Source organism: Sorangium sp. So ce327, from assembly GCF_051530205.1.
Classification (GTDB): domain Bacteria; phylum Myxococcota_A; class Polyangia; order Polyangiales; family Polyangiaceae; genus Sorangium; species Sorangium cellulosum_B.
Genome location: NZ_CP150330.1, coordinates 583,413 through 601,462, shown reverse-complemented (window position 1 = coordinate 601,462; position 18,050 = coordinate 583,413). Strand labels below are relative to the sequence as shown.

The window sequence follows — 18,050 nt, the reverse complement described above, 5'->3', positions numbered from 1 at the left end:
CCGAAGCCGACGTTGTGGACGCCGACGATGACCTCGCCGACTTATGCGCGAGGATGCGCGAGGCCGACCGCACGGCGTGTGCGATCCTCTTCGTCGAGGACGACGCCGGAGTACCTCCGCGGGTCCAGCGACTGCCGCAGCTTTGGCGCCGCGTCGCGCACCACTGATCCGCCGGAACATCCTCACCCGCCCAGCCCGACCGTCTGACGAGGCGAGCGCCCTCGGGAGCGTCTCGACGAACCGAGCGTAGCTCGGAGCGCTCATGCTCCTCACGTTCGCCGAGCGTCGGTCCCGCGTCGATCCCTGCCTTGGGACGTCCCGTCCGCCCTGCCGCCAGCCGATCTTCGGCTACTTGAGGATCGGCTTCAGCAGGGTCTTGCCGTCCTTGACGACGACATCGTAGTCGACGGACTTGGCCGGGTTCGTCGCACGCAGCTTCGCGGCCTGCGCGCGGAGGCTCTCGGCCAGCCGCTCGTAGGTGACGCCGGCCGTCGACTCACGCGCGGCGCGCTTCGTCTCGACGTACTTCGCGTAGATCTGACGCAACCGCTGCTCCGGGAGCTCGTCGTCGCGCGCAGCAGATCGCTGCGGGGGCGCGGGTCGCGCGCGCACCGCGGCGTCGACGCCGGCGCGCGCGGCCTCCGGGGGGCGCGACGGCGTCCGCGGCGCCGTATGCCGAGCGCCGCTGGCCGCGCCGGTCTCCGCGGCAGGCGGCGCGGTGGAGCGACGGCGCCGGGCCGACGGCGGGCGCTCCGAGTGGACGCGCTCCTGCCGCCTTGCTCCGGTGCCCTTCGCTTCGCCCGCCGCGGCGGCGGCAGCGACCGCTGGGGCTTCGGCCGGAGCGCCAGGAGAAGGCTTGACGGGGCTCGGTGGCGGCGGTCGCTTCGGAGCAGGCGGAGGCTCGGACGCGACGTCGGTCAACACGTCTGGAGGCCCAGCCGCGGCCTTCGACGCGTCGCCGGTCTTGGTGCGCTGAGCGCGCATCTCCGCCGCGAGCTCGGCGAGCCGCTGACGGCTGTTCGCGCCCGCCGCAGGCTGAGCCTTGTCGACGGCAGGGCGCGCCGGCGACTTCGCGCCCGCTGGGGCGGCCTCGGCCGGCTTCGCCTCTGCCGGCTTGCTCTCCGCCGGCTTCTGCTGGGGCCTGGTCAGGCCGAGCCCCCGGGGCAGCCCTCCCAGCGGCGCGGGCTTCACGACCGCGGCGGCCTGCGGCATGGCAGGCGGCGCGAGCGCGGGGCGCACCGGCGAGCTCGCGGGCGCCGCGCTCGACGCCTCCAGTGCGGTCAGCGGCGCGGCCGCGGCGCGAGGCGCGGCCTCCTCGGCGGCCAGCGCGGCCAGCGATCGCTTTCCCAAAAGCGACGCGGCGGGCAGAGGCGGGGGCGCCAGCGTGACCGCCTCGTCGTCGACGTCGATCTCCTCGTGATCGCCGCTGTCATCGGCGCGGTGGACCGGCTCGCGCGCTGCCTCCTGCTGCTCGGCGAGCTCCCCGTAGCGCTCTGCCCGCTTGCGGCCGACGATCGTGAGCGCTTCCTTCGCTCCGACCCGCTTCGCTGCGCGGATGACGTCGCGACGGTACGTGCCGTTCTCGATCTCGCGCGAGATGCGGCCCCAGTACTGCTGGAACGTGTTGTAGCGCTGGATCAGCATCTGGAACTTGAACCGGAGCCCGGTGTTCCTGATCTGCTCCCGCCGCATCACCCAGATGCGACGCTCGACGTCCTTGCGCGGGATGAGCGGCTCCAGCCGTTCGATCCCCATGAAGTACTGCTCGTAGAGCGCGCGCAGCCGCTCGATGCGCGTCTCCAGCTCCTCGAGCTCCCGCTCGACCTCACCCGATTCCATCGCGGCTAGAGGGGCGTGATGCGCAGGTTGTCGAAGCAGACCGGCGCATCCCATGCGTTGAAGCCCATGTGCTCGTGCCCTGGACCGGAGAGCGGAGCAGGGTCGCTGAGCTCCAGATACTCGACGTCGTTCACCGACCAGGAGAGGGTCCTGCCGTCACGGCGCTCTATCCGGAAGCGATACGGTTGCCCCGGCGCAACCGGCCGCGCGCGGTCGTCGTCGCTGTCCGGATCCACGTCGATCTCCAGCCGTTCGGCGCTGTGCTCGTCGAGGCGCGCGAGCACGTGCTTCGTGTTCTTCCATCCTCCGAGGATCACGAGGTAGCTCGTCGCGTTCGTGTAGCTCGCCGCCGTCGCCCCGCTCCGGCCGTCCCCCCAGAGCTCGGCCTTGAGATCGCCGTCTGGGGCCTCGGCGATGGCGTCGAACTCGATCCGGGCGTTCTCCGGCAGCGGCCGCTTCAACCACACGCCGCGGTTCCTCGCGGCGCGCACGCAGAGCTGCCCCTCGTCGATGGCCCACTTGGAGCTCAAGGCGTTCCAGTCGGGGCCGAGCGCCGGCCGGTTGAAGTCGTCCTCGAACACGCCCGTCCCCTGCGCTCCCGGAGCGGCGCCCGCGGTCGGCAAGGAGACCGACGGCGCGACCGTCCCGGCTGGCCGCGCGCTCACATCCCCCGTGGCCGGCCCTTCGGGAACACACGCCGCGCTCACGAGCAGTCCAGGCACTGCGAAGACCCCGACGGTGGCACGGCCAGAGAGCACGGAATCGATGCTAGCAGCGGCGCGCGCGGACTTCGAGAGCCGCTTCGCGGGCGCCGACGACAGGGGTGGGGAGAACATCACGCTGCGCTGGACGGCCCGGGCACATCGAGATCGCCCGGCGCGGTTGGACCAGCGTCAGCGAACGCTTTGGCTCGCTGCGTCATGCGCGAGAGACGATGCTTGATGGTCCCCAAGCCCAGGCGTAAGGAGAGGCGCCATGCATCCCATCCTGTTCCGCGTCCCGCTGCCCGCCTGGACCGTGCCCCTGCTCTGGGTCTTCCTGATCGCTGCGGGCGTCGCTTTCGCGGGCGCGATCGGGCTGCTCATCGCGAAGAACAAGCCAGGCGCGACGGCCGCGGGCATCGCAGGCGTCGCGCTCGCCGCGATCGCCTCTCAGGTCAAGGAGCAGACCTACACCCTGGGTCCGCTGCCCATCTACAGCTACGGTGTCATGCTCGGGCTCTCGCTCGTCGTCGGCTGGTACCTGACGCTCGGGCTCGCGGAGCGCGACGGCCTGCCGAAGGAGACGATGGCCAACTGCTACGTCGTCACCGCTCTCGCCGCGGTCGTCGGGTCGCGCGTGCTCTACATCCTCACGAACCTCGACGAGTTCGACTCGTTCGGCGCGATGTTCGACATCCGCCGCGGCGGACTGGTGGCGTACGGCGGCTTCCTGGGCGGCTTCCTGGGCTCGTACCTGTTCCTGCGCTCCCATCGCATCCCGCTGCTCCCCTGGGCCGACGTCGCCGTCCCGAGCCTCGCCTCGGGCCTGATGATCACGCGCATCGGGTGTTACCTCTTCGGCTGCGACTTCGGCCGGCCGCTCGGCGAGACGGCGCCCGCCTGGCTGAAGAAGCTCGGCACGTTCCCGCGCTGGGCCGAGGGCACGCTGGACCACGGCAGCGGGTCCCCGGCGTGGGTGCAGCACATCAAGGAGCGCGGGCTGGATCCGAGCTCCGAGGCGTCGCTCGCCGTGCACCCGACGCAGATCTACGAGGCGCTCGTCGGCGCAGGGCTGCTCACGCTCCTCCTCCTCGCGCGCCGCCGGCAGAAGTTCCGTGGCGAGATCTTCCTCATCTTCACGTTCTCCTACGGCGTCTGCCGCTACCTGCTCGAGCTCCTCCGCGACGACGCCGAGCGGGGCTCGATCCCGCCGTCGCTCCCGGAGCACGTGTTGCTCCCGGCCGGCCTCGTGATCTTCGCCGTGGGGTACACGATCGGGTTCTCCCACCTCCTCCGCGACAACGTGGTGCGCAAGGTGACGCAGGTGCTCTCCTTCGTCCCCGCGGTCGCCCTGTACCTGGCCCTCAGGCCCGAGACGTTCGCCGCCTCCGCGACCCTCCAGTACTCGACCTCCCAGGCCGTCGCGCTGGCGACCGGGCTCGCCGCGTCGATCGCGTTCGCGGTCTATCACAAGGCCGCCCTGGACCACCCGGAGCAGGCGATGGCGCTCAGCCTCCCGGAGAGCCCCGCCGCCGCCGCCGACAAGCAAGCAGATGGCGACGACGACGAGGACCAGGACGACGAGGACGAGGACGACACGCCGAGAAAGAAGCGGAGCGCGCCGGCGAAGGCCGGCGACGCGCCGTCGCGGGCCAGGCGCGGCAGCGCAAAGGACGAAGGCCGGGCGACGGCCCGCGAAACCGGCGCTGCCGAGGCGCCCGACACCACCGGAGAGGCATAGAACGTGAAGATCGCATTCGGAGAGGGCAAGCTCGTACCGGCCGTCGTGCAGGATCGGCTGACCGGGCAGGTCCGGATGCTCGCGTACATGACGCGGGAGTCGCTCGCCAGGACGCTCGAGACGGGGCGCGCCACCTTCTTCAGCCGCTCGCGCGGCGAGCTCTGGGAAAAGGGGGCGACGAGCGGCAACACGCTGGCGGTGACGAGCGTCCACGCCGACTGCGACGGGGACGCGCTCCTGATCCTCGCGGAGCCCCGCGGCCCGACGTGCCACACGGGGAGCGCGAGCTGCTTCTTCCGGCAGGTCGATGCCCGCGGCGACGGGGAGCCCGAGGCCGCCGATGAGGGGCAGGACGCGTCCGCGCTGCTCGAGGCCCTCGAGCGCGAGATCGAGGCGCGCAAGGCGTCGTCGGCGACGAAGAGCTACACCCGGAAGCTGCTCGACGGAGGCGCGCCCCTCATCGGGGCGAAGCTCCGCGAGGAGGCCGGCGAGCTGGCCCAGGCGATCGCCGGGGAGAGCGACGAGCGCGTCGCGTCCGAGGCGGCGGACGTCATCTACCACCTGCTGGTCGGCGTCGCGTCGCGCGGCGTCCCGCTGCGCGCGGTGCTCTCGGCGCTCGCGTCACGCATGGGCACGAGCGGCCTCGTCGAGAAGGCATCGCGGGCACAGAAGGACAGCCCGGGCAAGCCGTGATGCGCCGGGCGCCGCTGCCTCGATGTGGCGGCGGCTCGCTCTTCGTGATCCGCCGCGCGGCGCTGCGCTGTCAGCAACCACAGAGCCCGTTGTAGACGGACGAAGCCCTGTCACCGCGACCGGGGCTGCCGATCGGGATCACCCCGATGGCGGCGGCGCCCGCGAGAGCGAGGCCGCAGACGGCGAGGCTTCGCCGCCGCAGCTGCGCGCCGGCCCCCGCCCTCCGTGAGGGCGGCGGATGGGCTATTCTGGATGGGTGAGCCCCTTCCGTGAGCCGCCCGGCATCGAGCTCGGCCCGCTGGAGGTCGGCCTCGGGCGCGCGGCGCGGCGAGCCATGGTGGGCCTCATCCCAAGCGGGGGACGGCTCATCGCGCCGGACGGCTACGCGCGGACCCTCCACGGCGAAGGCGGCTCCTGGCGCGGCCGCTCGCACACCGCAGGCGCGCTGGGCTCCCTGGGGCTCTTGCTCGCGTCGGCCTGCGCCTTCGTCGCGGCGACCGGCGGCTTTCAGCTGCACGGCCTCGAGGCCACGGCGGTGACGGTCGCGCTCGTGATCGCGGGCGGGGTCTCGCTGGCCGCGGTGCTACGCGCCATCGATGCGCCGCGCGAACGGCTCACCGTGCACGGGGCAGTGGTCGGCAGGGCGGCGAGGCGCGCGCTCCGCAGGGCAGGGCGCCTCGCGCGCCACGCGGAGCGCGCGCCGGATAGGTTCGGCCCTCGCCGCGTCACCGCGCTGCGCAAGACGTTATCCATGCTCGCGGATCCGCTCATCGCGGACTGGATCCCCGCGGACGTGCGCGGCCGCGCGGAGCTCCTCCTCGCCCGCGCCATCGCCGCGAGCGTCGGCGCGCGCTGGGCGCGCGAGGCCAGCGTCCGGACCGAGGTCCGGGCGCTGCTGCTCGCCGCGGCCGATCACCTGATCGAGCCGACGCCGGCCCGGCTGGACCTTCTCGTGCTGGCAGAGCACACCGAGCCCGCCCCGACGCCGCGGGATGCACGCTGGCCACAGCGCGTGACCGCTGCGGCGCAGATCCGCTGCAGGGCGCCGTCGCCCCCTGTCCCCTCCGACGCCGTCGCCGAGGACACCGCGGCGGGGGTCGATCTCGACGCGACCGATTCCTCCGGCGAGGCGATCGATCGTGCTAGGGTGCGCTGCTGAAGGGCGCGCCGCCGACGCCTCGGGAGGCCTCGGCGGCGTTGCAGGAATCCCGTGAATCCACCTCGATTCCGGAGCTCTTCACGCTCCCGGGCCATCCCCCTGCCCCCTGCGCTCGGCCGCGCCCACCTCGCGATCGGATGCGCGTTGCTCCTGGGGACGTGCCCGAGGCGCGCGCTCGGGCAAGGCGCGGTGGCCGCCGGCGCAGAGGCCACGGCGCAGGAGCGAGCGCCGCACGCTTCCGCGCCCCCCCACGCGGCGGCGCTGTCGCCCGGCGCGGCGCAGGAGAGGCATCGCGTCCGGTACACCCTCGACGGCATCGAGATCCGCGGCAACGTGCGGACCGCCGCGCGCGTGATCCTCCGCTACGTCAGGTTCCGCGCGGGGGACCTGCTCGACGTCGAGGATCCGGAGATCGAGCTCACGCGCTACCGCCTCCTCGGGACCGGGTTCTTCGCCTCGGTCGGGTTCTCTCTCCGCAAGGGGGTCGAGCGCGGGAGCGCGACGCTCGTGATCGACGTCGTCGAGCGCAACACGTTCGTCGTGCAGGACCTCTGGCTCGGCATCGCGGCCGACGAGGACACCGCGGGCAACGCGAAGCCGCTCTCCGCGTTCACCGGCGTGCAGGTCGCCGAGACCAACCTCGCCGGGACAGGGATCACGCTCGGCGCCGGCGTCGGGCTCGCGGCCGACCAGCTCGCGCTGAGGACCCGCTTCGTCGACCCCGCGTTCGTGGGGACCCGCTGGTCGGCCACGGTGACGGTGCTCTACAACGACGCCCGTGACTTCTTCGGCAACCGGGACGTCGTCTTCGAGTCCCCGTTGCTCGAGCAGCGCGAGGTCACGGGCTACGCCGTCGTCGCCTACAAGCGGTTCGGCGCGACGCTCGGCACAGGTCACGACGTCTCCTCCTCCTCGCGGCTGTCGCTCGACTACCACCTGGAGCAGATCGACGCGACCGTGCCCACGGTCGCCTCGCACATGCGCGGCAACAGCCGCGAGCCCATCGAATTCGACATCCTGGGCGGCAAGACGGTGCTCTCGTCGCTGCACGCCGCGATCGATCACGACACGCGCGACGCGCCCTTCCTTGCGACGCAGGGCACGCTCGCGTCGGTCTCGGTCACGGTGGGCGTACCGCCGTTCGGCAGCGACTACGGCTACCAGAAGTTCGAGTTCGGCGCGCAGCGCTGGTTCCGCCTGCCGCTGCGGCACGTGCTCCGCGTCGAGGCGTTCGCCGGCGCGATAGCCGGGGACGCGCCTTTCTTCGAGAAATTCTACGTCGGCGATCTCACCGACCTCCTGCCGGATCGGCTGCTCGATCTCGCGCCCGATCGGAGGCAACCGCCGAACTTCCTCAGCACGGACATCATCGAGGTCCGGTACGGGGACTTCGCCGCGAAGCTGGAGGCGGAGTACCGGATCCCGGTCTACGCCGGCCGCGGATCCATCTACGGCGTCGATCTCTTCGGCGCCGCGGGCCTGTACGGCCTCGCGACGCGCCGCGAGTTCACCGATGCGCCGACCGGATACGAGGGCTTCGCCCGCGTGCCCGTGGATCTCACCTACAACCTCGGTCTGCGGGTCGACACCGCGGTCGGCGGGGTGACGCTCGCGTTCTCGAACCTCCTCGGGCTGATCCCGGCGCGACGCGGTGAGCGGAAATGAGCCGCTCGATCTGCTCGCTCTGCTCATTCTGCTCCAATGCACATCGCGGACCGAAGCGCGCGGTGCGCGGTGCGCGGCGCGCGGGCGGTGGCCGCCGCGCCTGGCACCTCCGAGAGGCGCGGCGAGCGCTCGTGGCGCTCGGCCGCGGAGCGGCGCGCTGGCTCGGGATCGCGCTGCTCGCGACGCTCGCCCTCCGAGCGAGCTGGTCGATGGCCCAGGAGGGGCCGGGGCCCAAGGAGATCGCTGACGCGGACGCGCAACAGGCGCTCGGCGCGCCTGCCGCGCTGCCCACCCGGGTGGCGAGCTTGACGCTCGACAAGACGATCGTGCAGCTGACCGTGGGCTTCCGCGACGTCGTCGACGGCGAGATCTCGAAGAAGCTGCTCAGCGGGCTCCCCACCGTCATCACGATGCGCGGCTACCTCTTCCACGAGAGCGGAGGCAACCCTGTCGCGCTCGCCGCGAAGAGCTGCCGGATCGTCTACGACCTCTGGGATGAGTTGTTCCGGATCCAGCTGATCCAGGCCGGAGGTCAGTCGAGCACGGTCGCGATCAACGTCGAGGGCGTGCTCCGCAACTGCGCCGAGGCCCGGCGGCTGCCGCTCGTGGAGCGATCGCTCGTCCGCGACGGCAGCCGCTATTTCGTCGCCGTGCTGGTCGAGGTGAACCCCATGAGCGCCGAGATGCTCGATCGCATCAAGCGGTGGGTGACCCGACCGCCCGGCTCGACGGCGATCGGGCCGGGCGACTCGCTGTTCGGCTCCTTCGTCGGCCTGTTCGTGACGCGCATCGGCAACGCCGACCGGATGCTCGCCTTCCGCACGCAGTCCTTTTTACCGCCGGTGCCACCGCCCAGCCCGCCTCCTCCTCCCCAGAGGTCTCCCGGCCGCTGAGCGGCGGCCTCGCTCGACGTCACGCCCCTCGCCCGCCGGGCGACGCGTCGGTCTACACTCGTCGCGCGGACGCTCTGTTGTCGGATCCACCCCCATGCGCCTCTTTCCCATCGCGCTCGATCTCAACGGCCAGCGGGCGCTCGTCATCGGCGCGGATGGCGACGCCCCGTACACCGTGGAGCGCCTCCTCTCGGCGGGCGCTCGCGTCTCCGTCGTCGCTCCAGGGCAGATCGACGGGGCCATCGAGCAAGCCAGCCGGGAGGGGCGGCTCGATCTGCACCGGCGAGCATTCGTGGAGGGCGACCTCGCCGGGGCGGCGATCGTGTTCCTCGTGCCGGGCGACGAGGCGCTCTCGCGGCGCCTCCACCGAGAGCTCGCGGGCGCCGGGCGCCTCGTCTGCACGCTGGATCGCCCGGAGGTGTCGAACTTCGTCAATCCTTCGGTGGTCTCTGCCTCCGGACTGACGATGAGCTTCAGCAGCCATGGCGTCAGCCCTGGAACCATACGGCGCATCCGGGAGGACCTCGGCGCCCTCTTCTCGGATCCTCGGTTCGCCCGCTACATCGACGCGCTGCGCAGGCTCCGCGAGAGCCTCCCTCGGGGCCCCGAGCGGGCCGCGCGCATGCGCCGGGCGACCCTGGGCTTCGGGCTGGAGGCGAGGCTTCGGTTCCCTGCATGGCTGGAGCGAGGCGACGAGCCTTGATGTCCGAGGAGGCCGCGCCGGAGCGGCGGGGGCGCCGCGGGGGCGCGGGCCTCGGCGCGGATCTCGGCCAAGGCGCGCGTGCCCCCGGATGAACGCGAAACCCCTTGTGTAGAGCGGCCTTCAAGGCTTAAGTGGGCGCCCACGCGACACTATCCGCGGAGGAGGGCTTACGGTATGCGTTCACGATCGGGCCGGCTGACGATGTTGACCTCGGCGGCGATGGTCTCTGGGCTCCTGACGCTGACGAACGTCAGTCCGGCATCCGCGCAGACGGATGCCAAGCCGGCAGCGCCCCCGGCAGCTAAGCCGGCCGCCCCGGCCGCCCCCGCGGCGGCTCCTGCGAAGCCAGCCACATCCGCGGCGCAGGCGCCCACCCCCGCTGCGACGCCGCCCGCGGCCGGCGCGACACCGCCCGCGGCCGGGACGCCCGCCGCGGCTCCCGCGAAGGCGGGTACGCCCGCGACGGCGGCTCCCGCGAAGGCCGGTGAGCCCGCGACGAAGGTCACCACCACCAAGCCGAAGAAGGCGCTGACCGAGAAGCAGAAGAAGGACGAGGCGAAGAAGCTCTACAAGGAGGCCGAGGCCAGGTTCGACAAGGGCGAGTACACCGTCGCGGCCGACCTGTACCGCCAGGCGGACGAGTACGTGCCCGGCGCCGCACCGAAGTACAAGCTCGCCCTCTCGCTCGACAAGCAGGGCCTCGTCACCGAGGCCGTCGCGGCCTGGCAGGCGTTCCTCGATTCGAAGCCGGACGCCGAGAAGTTCAAGGAGAAGATCGCCGAGGGGCAGACGCGCGTCGAGGCCCTGAAGAAGACGCCGGCGAAGGTGAAGGTCGCGACCGTCCCGGAGGCGCCGCCTGGCCTCAAGGTCGCGGTCGACGGCGTGGCCCAGACCGGCAAGGAGCTCTCGGTCCCCCCCGGCAAGCACACCCTCACCGTCTCCGCCGAGGGGTTCGCCGACGCGAGCCAGGAGCTCGAGGTCACCTTCGCCGAGGCGCGCGAGGTCAACGTCACGCTGACGCCGCAGGCGCCGGCGCCTGTCGCTGCGACGCCGGCCCAGCCCCCCACCCCGCCGCCGCCCGCCGACGTGCCGCCCGCGCAGCCGCCGCCGCCGGCAGCGCCGATCGAGCCGCGCTCTCCGGTGCCGGCCTACGTCACCCTCGGGCTCGCCGGCGCCGGTGTGGTGGTCGGGACGATCTTCGGCATCCAGGCGCTCGGCGCGAAGAGCGACTTCGATGACGCCCCGACGACCAAGACCGCGGACAAGGTCGATCGCTTCGCGCTCATCGCGGACATGTCCTTCGCGGTGGCGCTCACGTTCGGCGTCACCGGCGCGGTCCTGCTCCTCAGCGACGACCCGGCCCAGGCGAAGGCCGCAGCGTCGAGCGCGACGAAGAAGGCGTTCGTCACTCCGTTCGTCAGCCCGACAGGCGGCGGCGCCGCCGCGCGGTTTACCTTCTAAGGGGACTACTATGTGGAAGAAACAGCATCTTCTCGCGATGGCGCTCTGCGCTGGCGCGCTCTCGACTCTCGGGATGGGCTGCGAGCTCATCGCCTCGGTCGATCGCTCGCGCATCCCGGGGGACGAGGACGTCCCCAACGACGGATGTTCTGACGGCACGAAGAACAACGAAGAGACCGACGTCGACTGCGGCGGTTCCATCTGTCCGAAGTGCGACGCCGCCAAGGCGTGCACCGCAGCCACCGACTGCACGAGCGGCTTCTGCGCCGACGGCGTCTGCTGCGACGAGGCCTGCGACGCGGAGTGCGACTCCTGCACGGCCGCGCTCAAGGCGTCGGGCGACGACGGCGAGTGCGGCCCCTCGAAGGCCGAGACCGAGTGCGGCGAGGCGACGTGCTCCGAGGGCGTCGAGACGAGCCGCGGCACCTGCGACGGGGAGAACGTGGAGTGCGGGCCCGGCGAGGAGAAAGAGTGCGAGGAGTTCGCCTGCAATGAGGCGGCCAACGCCTGCTTCACCGAGTGCATGGAGGACGCGCATTGCGCGAAGTGCCACGAGTGCGCGGACGGCGCCTGCGTGCTGGCCGCGGCCGGCGCGGAGGGCCTGGGCTGCGACGAGGGCCAGGCGTGCGACGCCGCCGGCGAGTGCAAGCCCGCGAACGGCGTGGAGTGCACGGAAGCGAGCGCGTGCGCCACTGGGCTCTGCGTCGACGGCGTCTGCTGCGACACCGCCTGCGACACGGCGTGCATGGCCTGCAATGTGAAGGATCTGGAAGGCACGTGCTCGAACATCCCGCTCGGCACCGAGGACGAGGCGGACTGCAGCGGCATCAACACCTGCGATGGCAAGGGCGCTTGCAAGCTGGTGGGTGGCGAGGAGTGCACCACCAACGAGCAGTGCGCGAGCGGCAAGTGCCTCCCCAGCCCCCTCTTCAGGTGTGACGAGATCCCGGAGACGCCCTGAGCTCTCTCCGGCTCCCGCCGGGCTCCCCAGGGAGCCCGGCGGAGCTCACGCCTCGAACGTCCCTCTCACGCGCGCGCTGAGCTCTCCTGCGCCGGAGCTCGAAGGCGGGCCCAGCACCGTCATCGACTCGGCTTCTCCCTCGAACAGCCCGCCGTCCCCGAGCTCGTCCTCCGCGGCTTCCGCCTCGTAGGCAGGCACCATCGCGGCCTCCTCCCAGCGGCTCTTGAGCCGCTCCGCGAGCTTCGCGAGCAGCTCCCGCGTCGTCTCCCGGTCCGTGGCGGACAGGACCACCGCATCCGGGTGCCCGAGGAGCAGCCGCCGCCCCTCCGCCGGGGCGATCAGGTCCGCCTTGTTGAACACCACGATGCGGGGGATGCCGATGAGATCGAGCTCGGTCAGCAGCGCCTCGGTCGTCTCGATGTGCTGGTCGCGCGCGGGATCGCTCGCGTCCACGACGTGGAGCAGGAGGTCGGCGTCGGCGGCCTCCTCGAACGTCGCCCGGAAGGCGGCGAACAGGTCCTTCGGCAGCTCCCGGATGAAGCCGACGGTGTCGGTGATCACCACCTCGCGCTCCTCGGGGAAGCGCAGCCGCCTCGAGCGGGTGTCGAGGGTCGCGAACAGCTTGTTCTCGGCGAGCACGTCGGCGCCGGTCAGCGTGTTCAGCAGCGTGCTCTTGCCGGCGTTCGTGTAGCCGACGATCGAGACCACCGGCACGCCGAGCCGGGCGCGGCGGCGGCGGCGCTGCTCGCGCTGGCGGGAGAGCCGCTTCAGCTGCGCCTCCAGGAAGCTGACGCGCTCCTTCGCGCGGCGGCGCCCGATCTCGAGCTTCGTCTCGCCCGGACCGCGCCCGCCGATGCCGCCCGTCAGGCGAGACAGGGAGTCGTCCTTCTGCCCGAGGCGAGGGAGCGTGTACTTCAGCTGGGCCAGCTCGACCTGGAGCTTGCCGTCCGACGACTCGGCCCGCTGGGCGAAGATGTCGAGGATGAGCTGCGTCCGGTCGAGCACCTTGAGATCCGTGTGCTTCGCGATCGCCGAGGCCTGGGAGGGGGTCAGATCCCGGTCGAAGACCAGCGTCTCCGCGTCGAGCTCCGAGGCGCGCAGCACGACCTCGTCCAGCTTGCCCTTGCCGAGCACGAGCCGCGGGTCGAGCCGATCGCGCAGCTGGAGGACCGTGTCCGCGACGTCGACGCCCGCGGTGCCGGCGAGCTCGGTCAGCTCGCGCAGGCTCTCCTCGGCCCGGGCGAGCGCGCCCACCTTGGATTTCTCGGCGACGTGGACGAGGATCGCGCGGCCGTCCTTCGCCGCGACCGACCGCGTGCGCGACCGCTTCGTGAACTCGTCCTCGAGCGCCTGGATGAGCGCGCCGAAATCGACGTCGGCGCGGCCGATCGCGACGGGGCCCACGGTCCGATACGGCAGCGCCGCCGCCCCGCGGCCGTCGCCGCGCCCCTCGGCCTCGTCCACGGTCACCGTGACCGCTTCCTTCCCGTGGACCGGGACGTTGTACGCGTACTGGAGGGTCCGCGGCTCGCCCTGCGGGGTGAGCTGCACGGCCGCGACAAGGTCGAGCCGGAGACGGACGAGATCCACGAGATCGTCCCGGGTGAGCGGCTCGTTGAAGAGGTGCGTGTGGACGAGCCGGAGCGCCCTGAAGCGGCCCTGCGCGGCGCGGAGGCGCCCGATGTCCGGCAGCATCAGCCGGGTCGCGTCGCCGACGATGACGTAGTCGATCTCGCCCGAGCGGTGGACCAGCGCGCCGACCTGGCGCCCCGTCTCATGCGACGCCTCGGCGAGCGCCTTGATGAGCTCGGGCGTGGCGATGCTGGCGAGCGGGACCTTGCGGCGGTAGATGCGCTCGAGGGTCTTGGTGGCCTGGGGGCTGAGTCCGGTGGTGTTTCCGTAGAGGGTGGGCATTCGATAATCGAAGGGGGATGTCGATCCCGCTTACTCGATTTCATAACGCACGCGGGGCCGGTCCGCGACCAGGGGCACCGCGGATCTTCGTGCGGAGCGCGCATTTTCTCGTCGCTCGTCCCCCTTCCGTTGCTCCCCGTCCCTCCTCGCCTCCCGCTCGACGCGCTCCTCCAGGTTCCTGTGGAGACCGCGCGCGAGACGAGGCTACCCTGCGCCGCGATGGCCATCCTGACCCCCCTCTCGCTCGCGGATGCCCGCCGCATCGGCGCGCTCTACGGCCTGGAGATCGCCGACGTGCGCGGCCTCCTCGCCGGGAGCGTCAACTCCAACTTCGCGTTGACGCTCGCCGACGGCCGCGGACAGGTGTTCCTGCGGGTCTACGAGGAGCAGCAGCTCGGCGCGGCGTCACGCGAAGCGCGCATGCTCGAGCACCTCGCGGCCGGAGGCGTCGCCACCCCGCAGCCGCTCCGGCGCCGCGACGCGGCGCACTCCGACAAGGACGCCGCGTCGGCGGGCGCGGCGTTCGTCGCGGAGCACGCTGGAAAGCCGGTCGCGCTGTTCCCGTGGGTCGGGGGAGCGTCGCTCTGCCAGGCGCGCGTCACGCCGGACGCGACCCGCCGCGTCGGCGCGGCCCTGGCGCGGGTGCACCTCGTCGGCGCCTCGTTCGAGGGGGCGAACGCCAGCCGGTTCGACCTCGACGGCCTCGACCAGCGGCTCCGGGGGCTCCGTTCCCCTGCGCCCGCCGCCGGCGCGACGTCGACGGCCCCCGCTCCCGCCCCGGCCCTCCCGCCCGACGTGGCCGCCGCCGTCGACGAGCTCACCGGCCGGCTCGAACGGATCCGCGCCGCGGCGCCGCGGACACCCGGCCCCCAGACGCTGATCCATGGCGACCTCTTCCGCGACAACGTGCTCTGGGAGGCCGGCGAGATCTCGGCGCTGCTCGATTTCGAGAGCGCCTCGCGCGGGAGCGCCGCGTTCGACCTCGCCGTCACGATGCTCGCGTGGTGCTTCGGCGACGATCTCGACCCGGATCTCGTGTCCGCGCTCGCCGCCGGCTACACGGCGGTGCGGCCGCTCTCAACCGAGGAGCGCGACCGTTTGTTCCACGAGAGCGTGATCGCGGCGCTGAGGTTCTCCATCACGCGCATCACCGATTTCGAGCTCCGCCCGAAGGGCAGCGGTGTCTACAAGGACTTCCGGCGCTTCCTTGCGCGGCAGCGGACGCTCGAGCGCCTCGGCCCGGAGGGGCTCCTCGCGCTGCTCGGCGTCTGATCCGCGTCGACTCGCGCCGACGTCTTCCGCTGTCCGATCACCGTCTGCTTACCGTCTGCTTGGCGCCTTCGCCGTCTTCACCGTCTGATTCAGGTCCGATTCAGATGTGAGCGGAGGTCGTCTGTGATTTTGCGTTAACTTCGCTGCGCCTGGCGATGGCGGCGTTGCGCGGTCCCGGCTAGGCCGTTACCTTCGCCGAATGGCACAGGTCGGAACCCTCGATTTCAAGGGCTTCATCGAGAGACGGAAGGGCCAGCGCGCGGGCGGCGGGGACGGCGCGGGCAACGCGTATGCCTACGTGTCCGACAAGAACACGCGGCTCGCCTTCGAGAAGATGCGTCCGGTCGAGCTCGCCGTGACCGCCGCGGTCAGGCTGTTCAAGACGGTCGGCAAGAACGAGCTGCTCGGCCACGCCGTCAAGGTCGGCCCCGCGCAGTTCCCGCGTGTCCACAACCTCGCGGTCCACTGCGCCGAGACGCTCGGGATCGCGACCCCGACGATCTACATCGTCAACAGCCCCACCCTCAACGCGGCCACCTACGGGACGAACGACGACTCGTTCATCATGGTGCACTCGGCGCTGGTCGATCATTTCACCGACGACGAGCTGCTCAGCGTCATCGGCCATGAGTGCGGCCACATCCACAACAGCCACGTGGTCTACCTGACCGCCATGCACTACCTGACGCGGATGGCGTCGGTCTTCGTGAAGTGGATCGTCGGCCCGGCGATGCTCGCGCTCTCCGGCTGGTCGCGCCGGGCCGAGGTCACCTGCGACCGCGCCGGCCTGCTCTGCGCGAAGAGCCTCGACGTCTCGACGCGCGCGCTCACCAAGCTCGCGCTCGGCTCGACCAAGCTGTACGAGGAGCTCAACCTCGAGGCGTTCATCGCCCAGCACGAGGAGGGCAAGGGCGGCGTCGGCAGGTTCGCCGAGTTCACGGCCAGCCACCCGTGGCTGCCGAAGCGCGTCCTCGCGCTCCGGGCCTTCGCCGAGAGCGAGCTCTACAAGCGCCACGCCGGGCTCGGCGCCGGCGGCCTCTCGATGGAGGAGGTCGACGAGAAGGTGCACGAAGTCATCAAGATCTGGGGCTGAGGGGCTCCCGCTCCTGGAAAGGCGCAAGGCCGAGGTAGACGCACATGCTCGAATCCTTCCACAGCCGCAAAGACGACGTGACCGGGGCGCTCAGGGATCTCGTGACGTTCGCCGAGGCCCTCGGCGCCAAGAGCGTCGCGACGCGCATCACGAACGATCTCGTGAAGAAGCTCGACGCCGATCGCTTCCACCTCGTCGTGGTCGGCGAGTTCAACCACGGCAAGACGACGTTCGTGAACGCGCTGCTCGGCGCCTCGATCCTCCCCGTCGGCGTGACGCCCACGACGGCGGTGATTCACCACCTCGAGTACGCGGCCGATCCGCGCGCCGAGGTGGTCTACGCGTCGGGCGAGCGCACCGGCCTGCCGTTCGAGGACGTGCGGGCCTTCACCGTCGGCGGCGAGCGCTCGTCGAGCGCCGGCGAGGTGAAGTTCCTCGAGGTGGGGTACCCGGCCGAGCTCCTGCGCGAGCGCGTGGTCCTCGTCGACACCCCCGGGGTGAACGACCTCTCGCTCCAGCGGGCGGACATCACCTACAGCTACATCCCGCGGTCGGACGCCGTGCTGTTCCTCATCGACGCAGGCCAGCCGCTCAAGGAGAGCGAGCGGGTCTTCCTCCAGGAGAAGCTGCTCGGGCAGTCGCGCGACAAGATCCTGTTCGTCGTGACGAAGCGCGACATCTGGAGCCAGGACGAGGAGGTCGAGGCGCTCGCCTACATCCGGAGCGAGCTCGGGAAGCTCGTGAAATCGCCCGTGGTCTTCCCGATCTCGAGCGAGCGGGCGCTGGAGGGTGATCGGCCCGGCAGCGGGATGCCGGAGCTGCTCGATCACCTGACCCGGTTCCTCGCCGAGGAGCGCGGGCGCATCCTGCTCGACAACGCGCTCGGCGAGGGCCTCGAGTCCGCGCGCCTGCTCGGCAAGGGCGTGGACGCGCGGCGGCGGGCGACCGCGATGTCGCGCGACGAGCTCAGCCGCCGCATCGAGATGATCGAGAAGGATCTGGCCGGCCAGTCGCGCACCATCGAGGAGCGGCGCGCCGGCATCCGCGAGGAGGTGAGCGCCATCCGGGCGTGGGTGCACCGCGACCTCGATCGCTTCGTCGACGACGTGCTCCGGCAGCTCCCGGCGATCATCGACGAGGCCCACACCGACGAGATCAAGGTCTACCTCGGGGCGTTCCTGGAGCGCACGTTCGCCGAGTGGGCGCAGGCCGAGACGAAGGAGATCGCCACGGCGCTCGAGGCGCTCGCCGAGAAGACGATCGCGCTCGTGCGCGAGGACGCGCACGACGTGGCGAAGCGGGTCAGCGAGGCGCTCGGCGGCGACGTGAAGCCGCCGAACGTCGAGGTCGACACGTTCGGCTACGATGTCGGCGTCTTCGCGCTCTTCACCATCGGCCTCGGCGTGATGTTCACGAACGCCCTGCTCGGCGGGATCCTGGCGCTCGCGGCGCCTGTCCTGGCCGTGTACGTGAAGGACAAGGTCGAGGCCGAGACCCGCAAGAAGGCGAAGGAGATGGCGCCGATCGCGCTGCGCGAGGCCGCCACCCGGATCGGGCCGAAGCTCGACGAGATGATCCAGGAGTTCGCGAGCCGGCTCGACGCGTGGGTGGTCACGGCCGGCCAGGAGCTGCACCGGGAGGTCATCGAGGTCCTCAAGGCGGCGCGCGAGGAGCGGGTCCAGGCCGAGCCGAGCAGCGAGAGCCAGCTCAAGGCGTGCGACGCCCAGGCCGAGGCGCTCCAGGCGCTGACGTCGCGCCTGGAGGGGCTGCGGAGCGCGCTCTGGACCGTCGAAAACGGCGAGAGCAGGCCGATCCCTCCGCCCGTGTCCAGCGTGCCCAACGCGCCGGGCGGCTCGGCCTGAGCGGGGCGCACGCCTCCTGACAAGGGAGGAGGTCCGGCTCAGCCCGGCCTCCTCCGCCCTGCGCCGTGGCCATATCCAATCGTCGGGCGCTCA

At 71.7% G+C, this 18,050-nt stretch carries 14 protein-coding genes; 11 read left to right on the top strand and 3 right to left on the bottom strand.

Going from position 1 to position 18,050, the window contains the following annotated elements:
* Window positions 1-348 precede the first annotated feature (348 nt).
* Together WME95_RS02195 and WME95_RS02190 are read right to left on the bottom strand one after the other, a co-directional pair.
* Window positions 349-1,839, bottom strand: a complete 1,491-nt coding sequence (locus WME95_RS02195) for an MXAN_5187 C-terminal domain-containing protein (RefSeq protein WP_437906797.1) — start codon at window positions 1,837-1,839, stop codon at window positions 349-351.
* Between the two features lie 5 nt (window positions 1,840-1,844).
* The gene (locus WME95_RS02190; protein WP_437906796.1) at window positions 1,845-2,597 is read right to left on the bottom strand and encodes a hypothetical protein; all 753 of its coding nucleotides are present in this window, start codon (window positions 2,595-2,597) and stop codon (window positions 1,845-1,847) included.
* Between the two features lie 217 nt (window positions 2,598-2,814).
* Between WME95_RS02190 and WME95_RS02185 the strand changes: the two genes are divergently transcribed.
* The 8 genes from WME95_RS02185 (at window position 2,815) to WME95_RS02150 (ending at window position 11,816) form a co-directional block, all read left to right on the top strand.
* Window positions 2,815-4,281, top strand: coding sequence for a prolipoprotein diacylglyceryl transferase (locus WME95_RS02185; RefSeq protein WP_437906795.1), 1,467 nt, complete (start codon window positions 2,815-2,817; stop codon window positions 4,279-4,281).
* Between the two features lie 3 nt (window positions 4,282-4,284).
* Entirely contained in the window at window positions 4,285-4,974 is a 690-nt protein-coding gene (gene hisIE, locus WME95_RS02180) for a bifunctional phosphoribosyl-AMP cyclohydrolase/phosphoribosyl-ATP diphosphatase HisIE (RefSeq protein WP_437906794.1), read from the top strand.
* A 238-nt stretch (window positions 4,975-5,212) separates the two neighbouring features.
* Window positions 5,213-6,133 carry a hypothetical protein gene (locus tag WME95_RS02175; RefSeq protein WP_437906793.1) on the top strand — a complete coding sequence of 307 codons (921 nt, stop codon included), beginning with the start codon at window positions 5,213-5,215 and terminating at the stop codon, window positions 6,131-6,133.
* Window positions 6,134-6,184: 51 nt separating this feature from the next.
* Window positions 6,185-7,798, top strand: coding sequence for a BamA/TamA family outer membrane protein (locus WME95_RS02170; protein WP_437906792.1), 1,614 nt, complete (start codon window positions 6,185-6,187; stop codon window positions 7,796-7,798).
* 131 nt (window positions 7,799-7,929) lie between these two features.
* Complete coding sequence (locus tag WME95_RS02165; protein WP_437906791.1) at window positions 7,930-8,691, top strand: hypothetical protein; 762 nt, start codon at window positions 7,930-7,932, stop codon at window positions 8,689-8,691.
* A gap of 94 nt (window positions 8,692-8,785) precedes the next feature.
* Window positions 8,786-9,394: a precorrin-2 dehydrogenase/sirohydrochlorin ferrochelatase family protein gene (locus WME95_RS02160; protein ID WP_437906790.1), complete on the top strand. Its 609-nt coding sequence runs from the start codon at window positions 8,786-8,788 to the stop codon at window positions 9,392-9,394.
* A 174-nt stretch (window positions 9,395-9,568) separates the two neighbouring features.
* Entirely contained in the window at window positions 9,569-10,855 is a 1,287-nt protein-coding gene (locus WME95_RS02155) for a PEGA domain-containing protein (protein WP_437906789.1), read from the top strand.
* Between the two features lie 10 nt (window positions 10,856-10,865).
* Window positions 10,866-11,816: a hypothetical protein gene (locus WME95_RS02150; RefSeq protein ID WP_437906788.1), complete on the top strand. Its 951-nt coding sequence runs from the start codon at window positions 10,866-10,868 to the stop codon at window positions 11,814-11,816.
* 45 nt (window positions 11,817-11,861) lie between these two features.
* Here the strand turns inward: WME95_RS02150 and hflX are convergent, their stop codons facing one another.
* Window positions 11,862-13,730, bottom strand: coding sequence for a GTPase HflX (gene hflX, locus WME95_RS02145; protein ID WP_437549080.1), 1,869 nt, complete (start codon window positions 13,728-13,730; stop codon window positions 11,862-11,864).
* Window positions 13,731-13,949: 219 nt separating this feature from the next.
* Between hflX and WME95_RS02140 the strand changes: the two genes are divergently transcribed.
* The 3 genes from WME95_RS02140 to WME95_RS02130 all read left to right on the top strand — a co-directional run bounded on the left by WME95_RS02140 (window position 13,950) and on the right by WME95_RS02130 (window position 17,957).
* Window positions 13,950-15,002 carry a homoserine kinase gene (locus WME95_RS02140; protein WP_437906787.1) on the top strand — a complete coding sequence of 351 codons (1,053 nt, stop codon included), beginning with the start codon at window positions 13,950-13,952 and terminating at the stop codon, window positions 15,000-15,002.
* Between the two features lie 199 nt (window positions 15,003-15,201).
* Window positions 15,202-16,095 (top strand): M48 family metallopeptidase, encoded by an 894-nt coding sequence (locus WME95_RS02135; protein WP_012233023.1) that lies wholly within the window; start codon window positions 15,202-15,204, stop codon window positions 16,093-16,095.
* Window positions 16,096-16,139: 44 nt separating this feature from the next.
* Window positions 16,140-17,957 (top strand): dynamin family protein, encoded by a 1,818-nt coding sequence (locus WME95_RS02130; protein ID WP_437906786.1) that lies wholly within the window; start codon window positions 16,140-16,142, stop codon window positions 17,955-17,957.
* The last annotated feature ends 93 nt before the right edge of the window (window positions 17,958-18,050 follow it).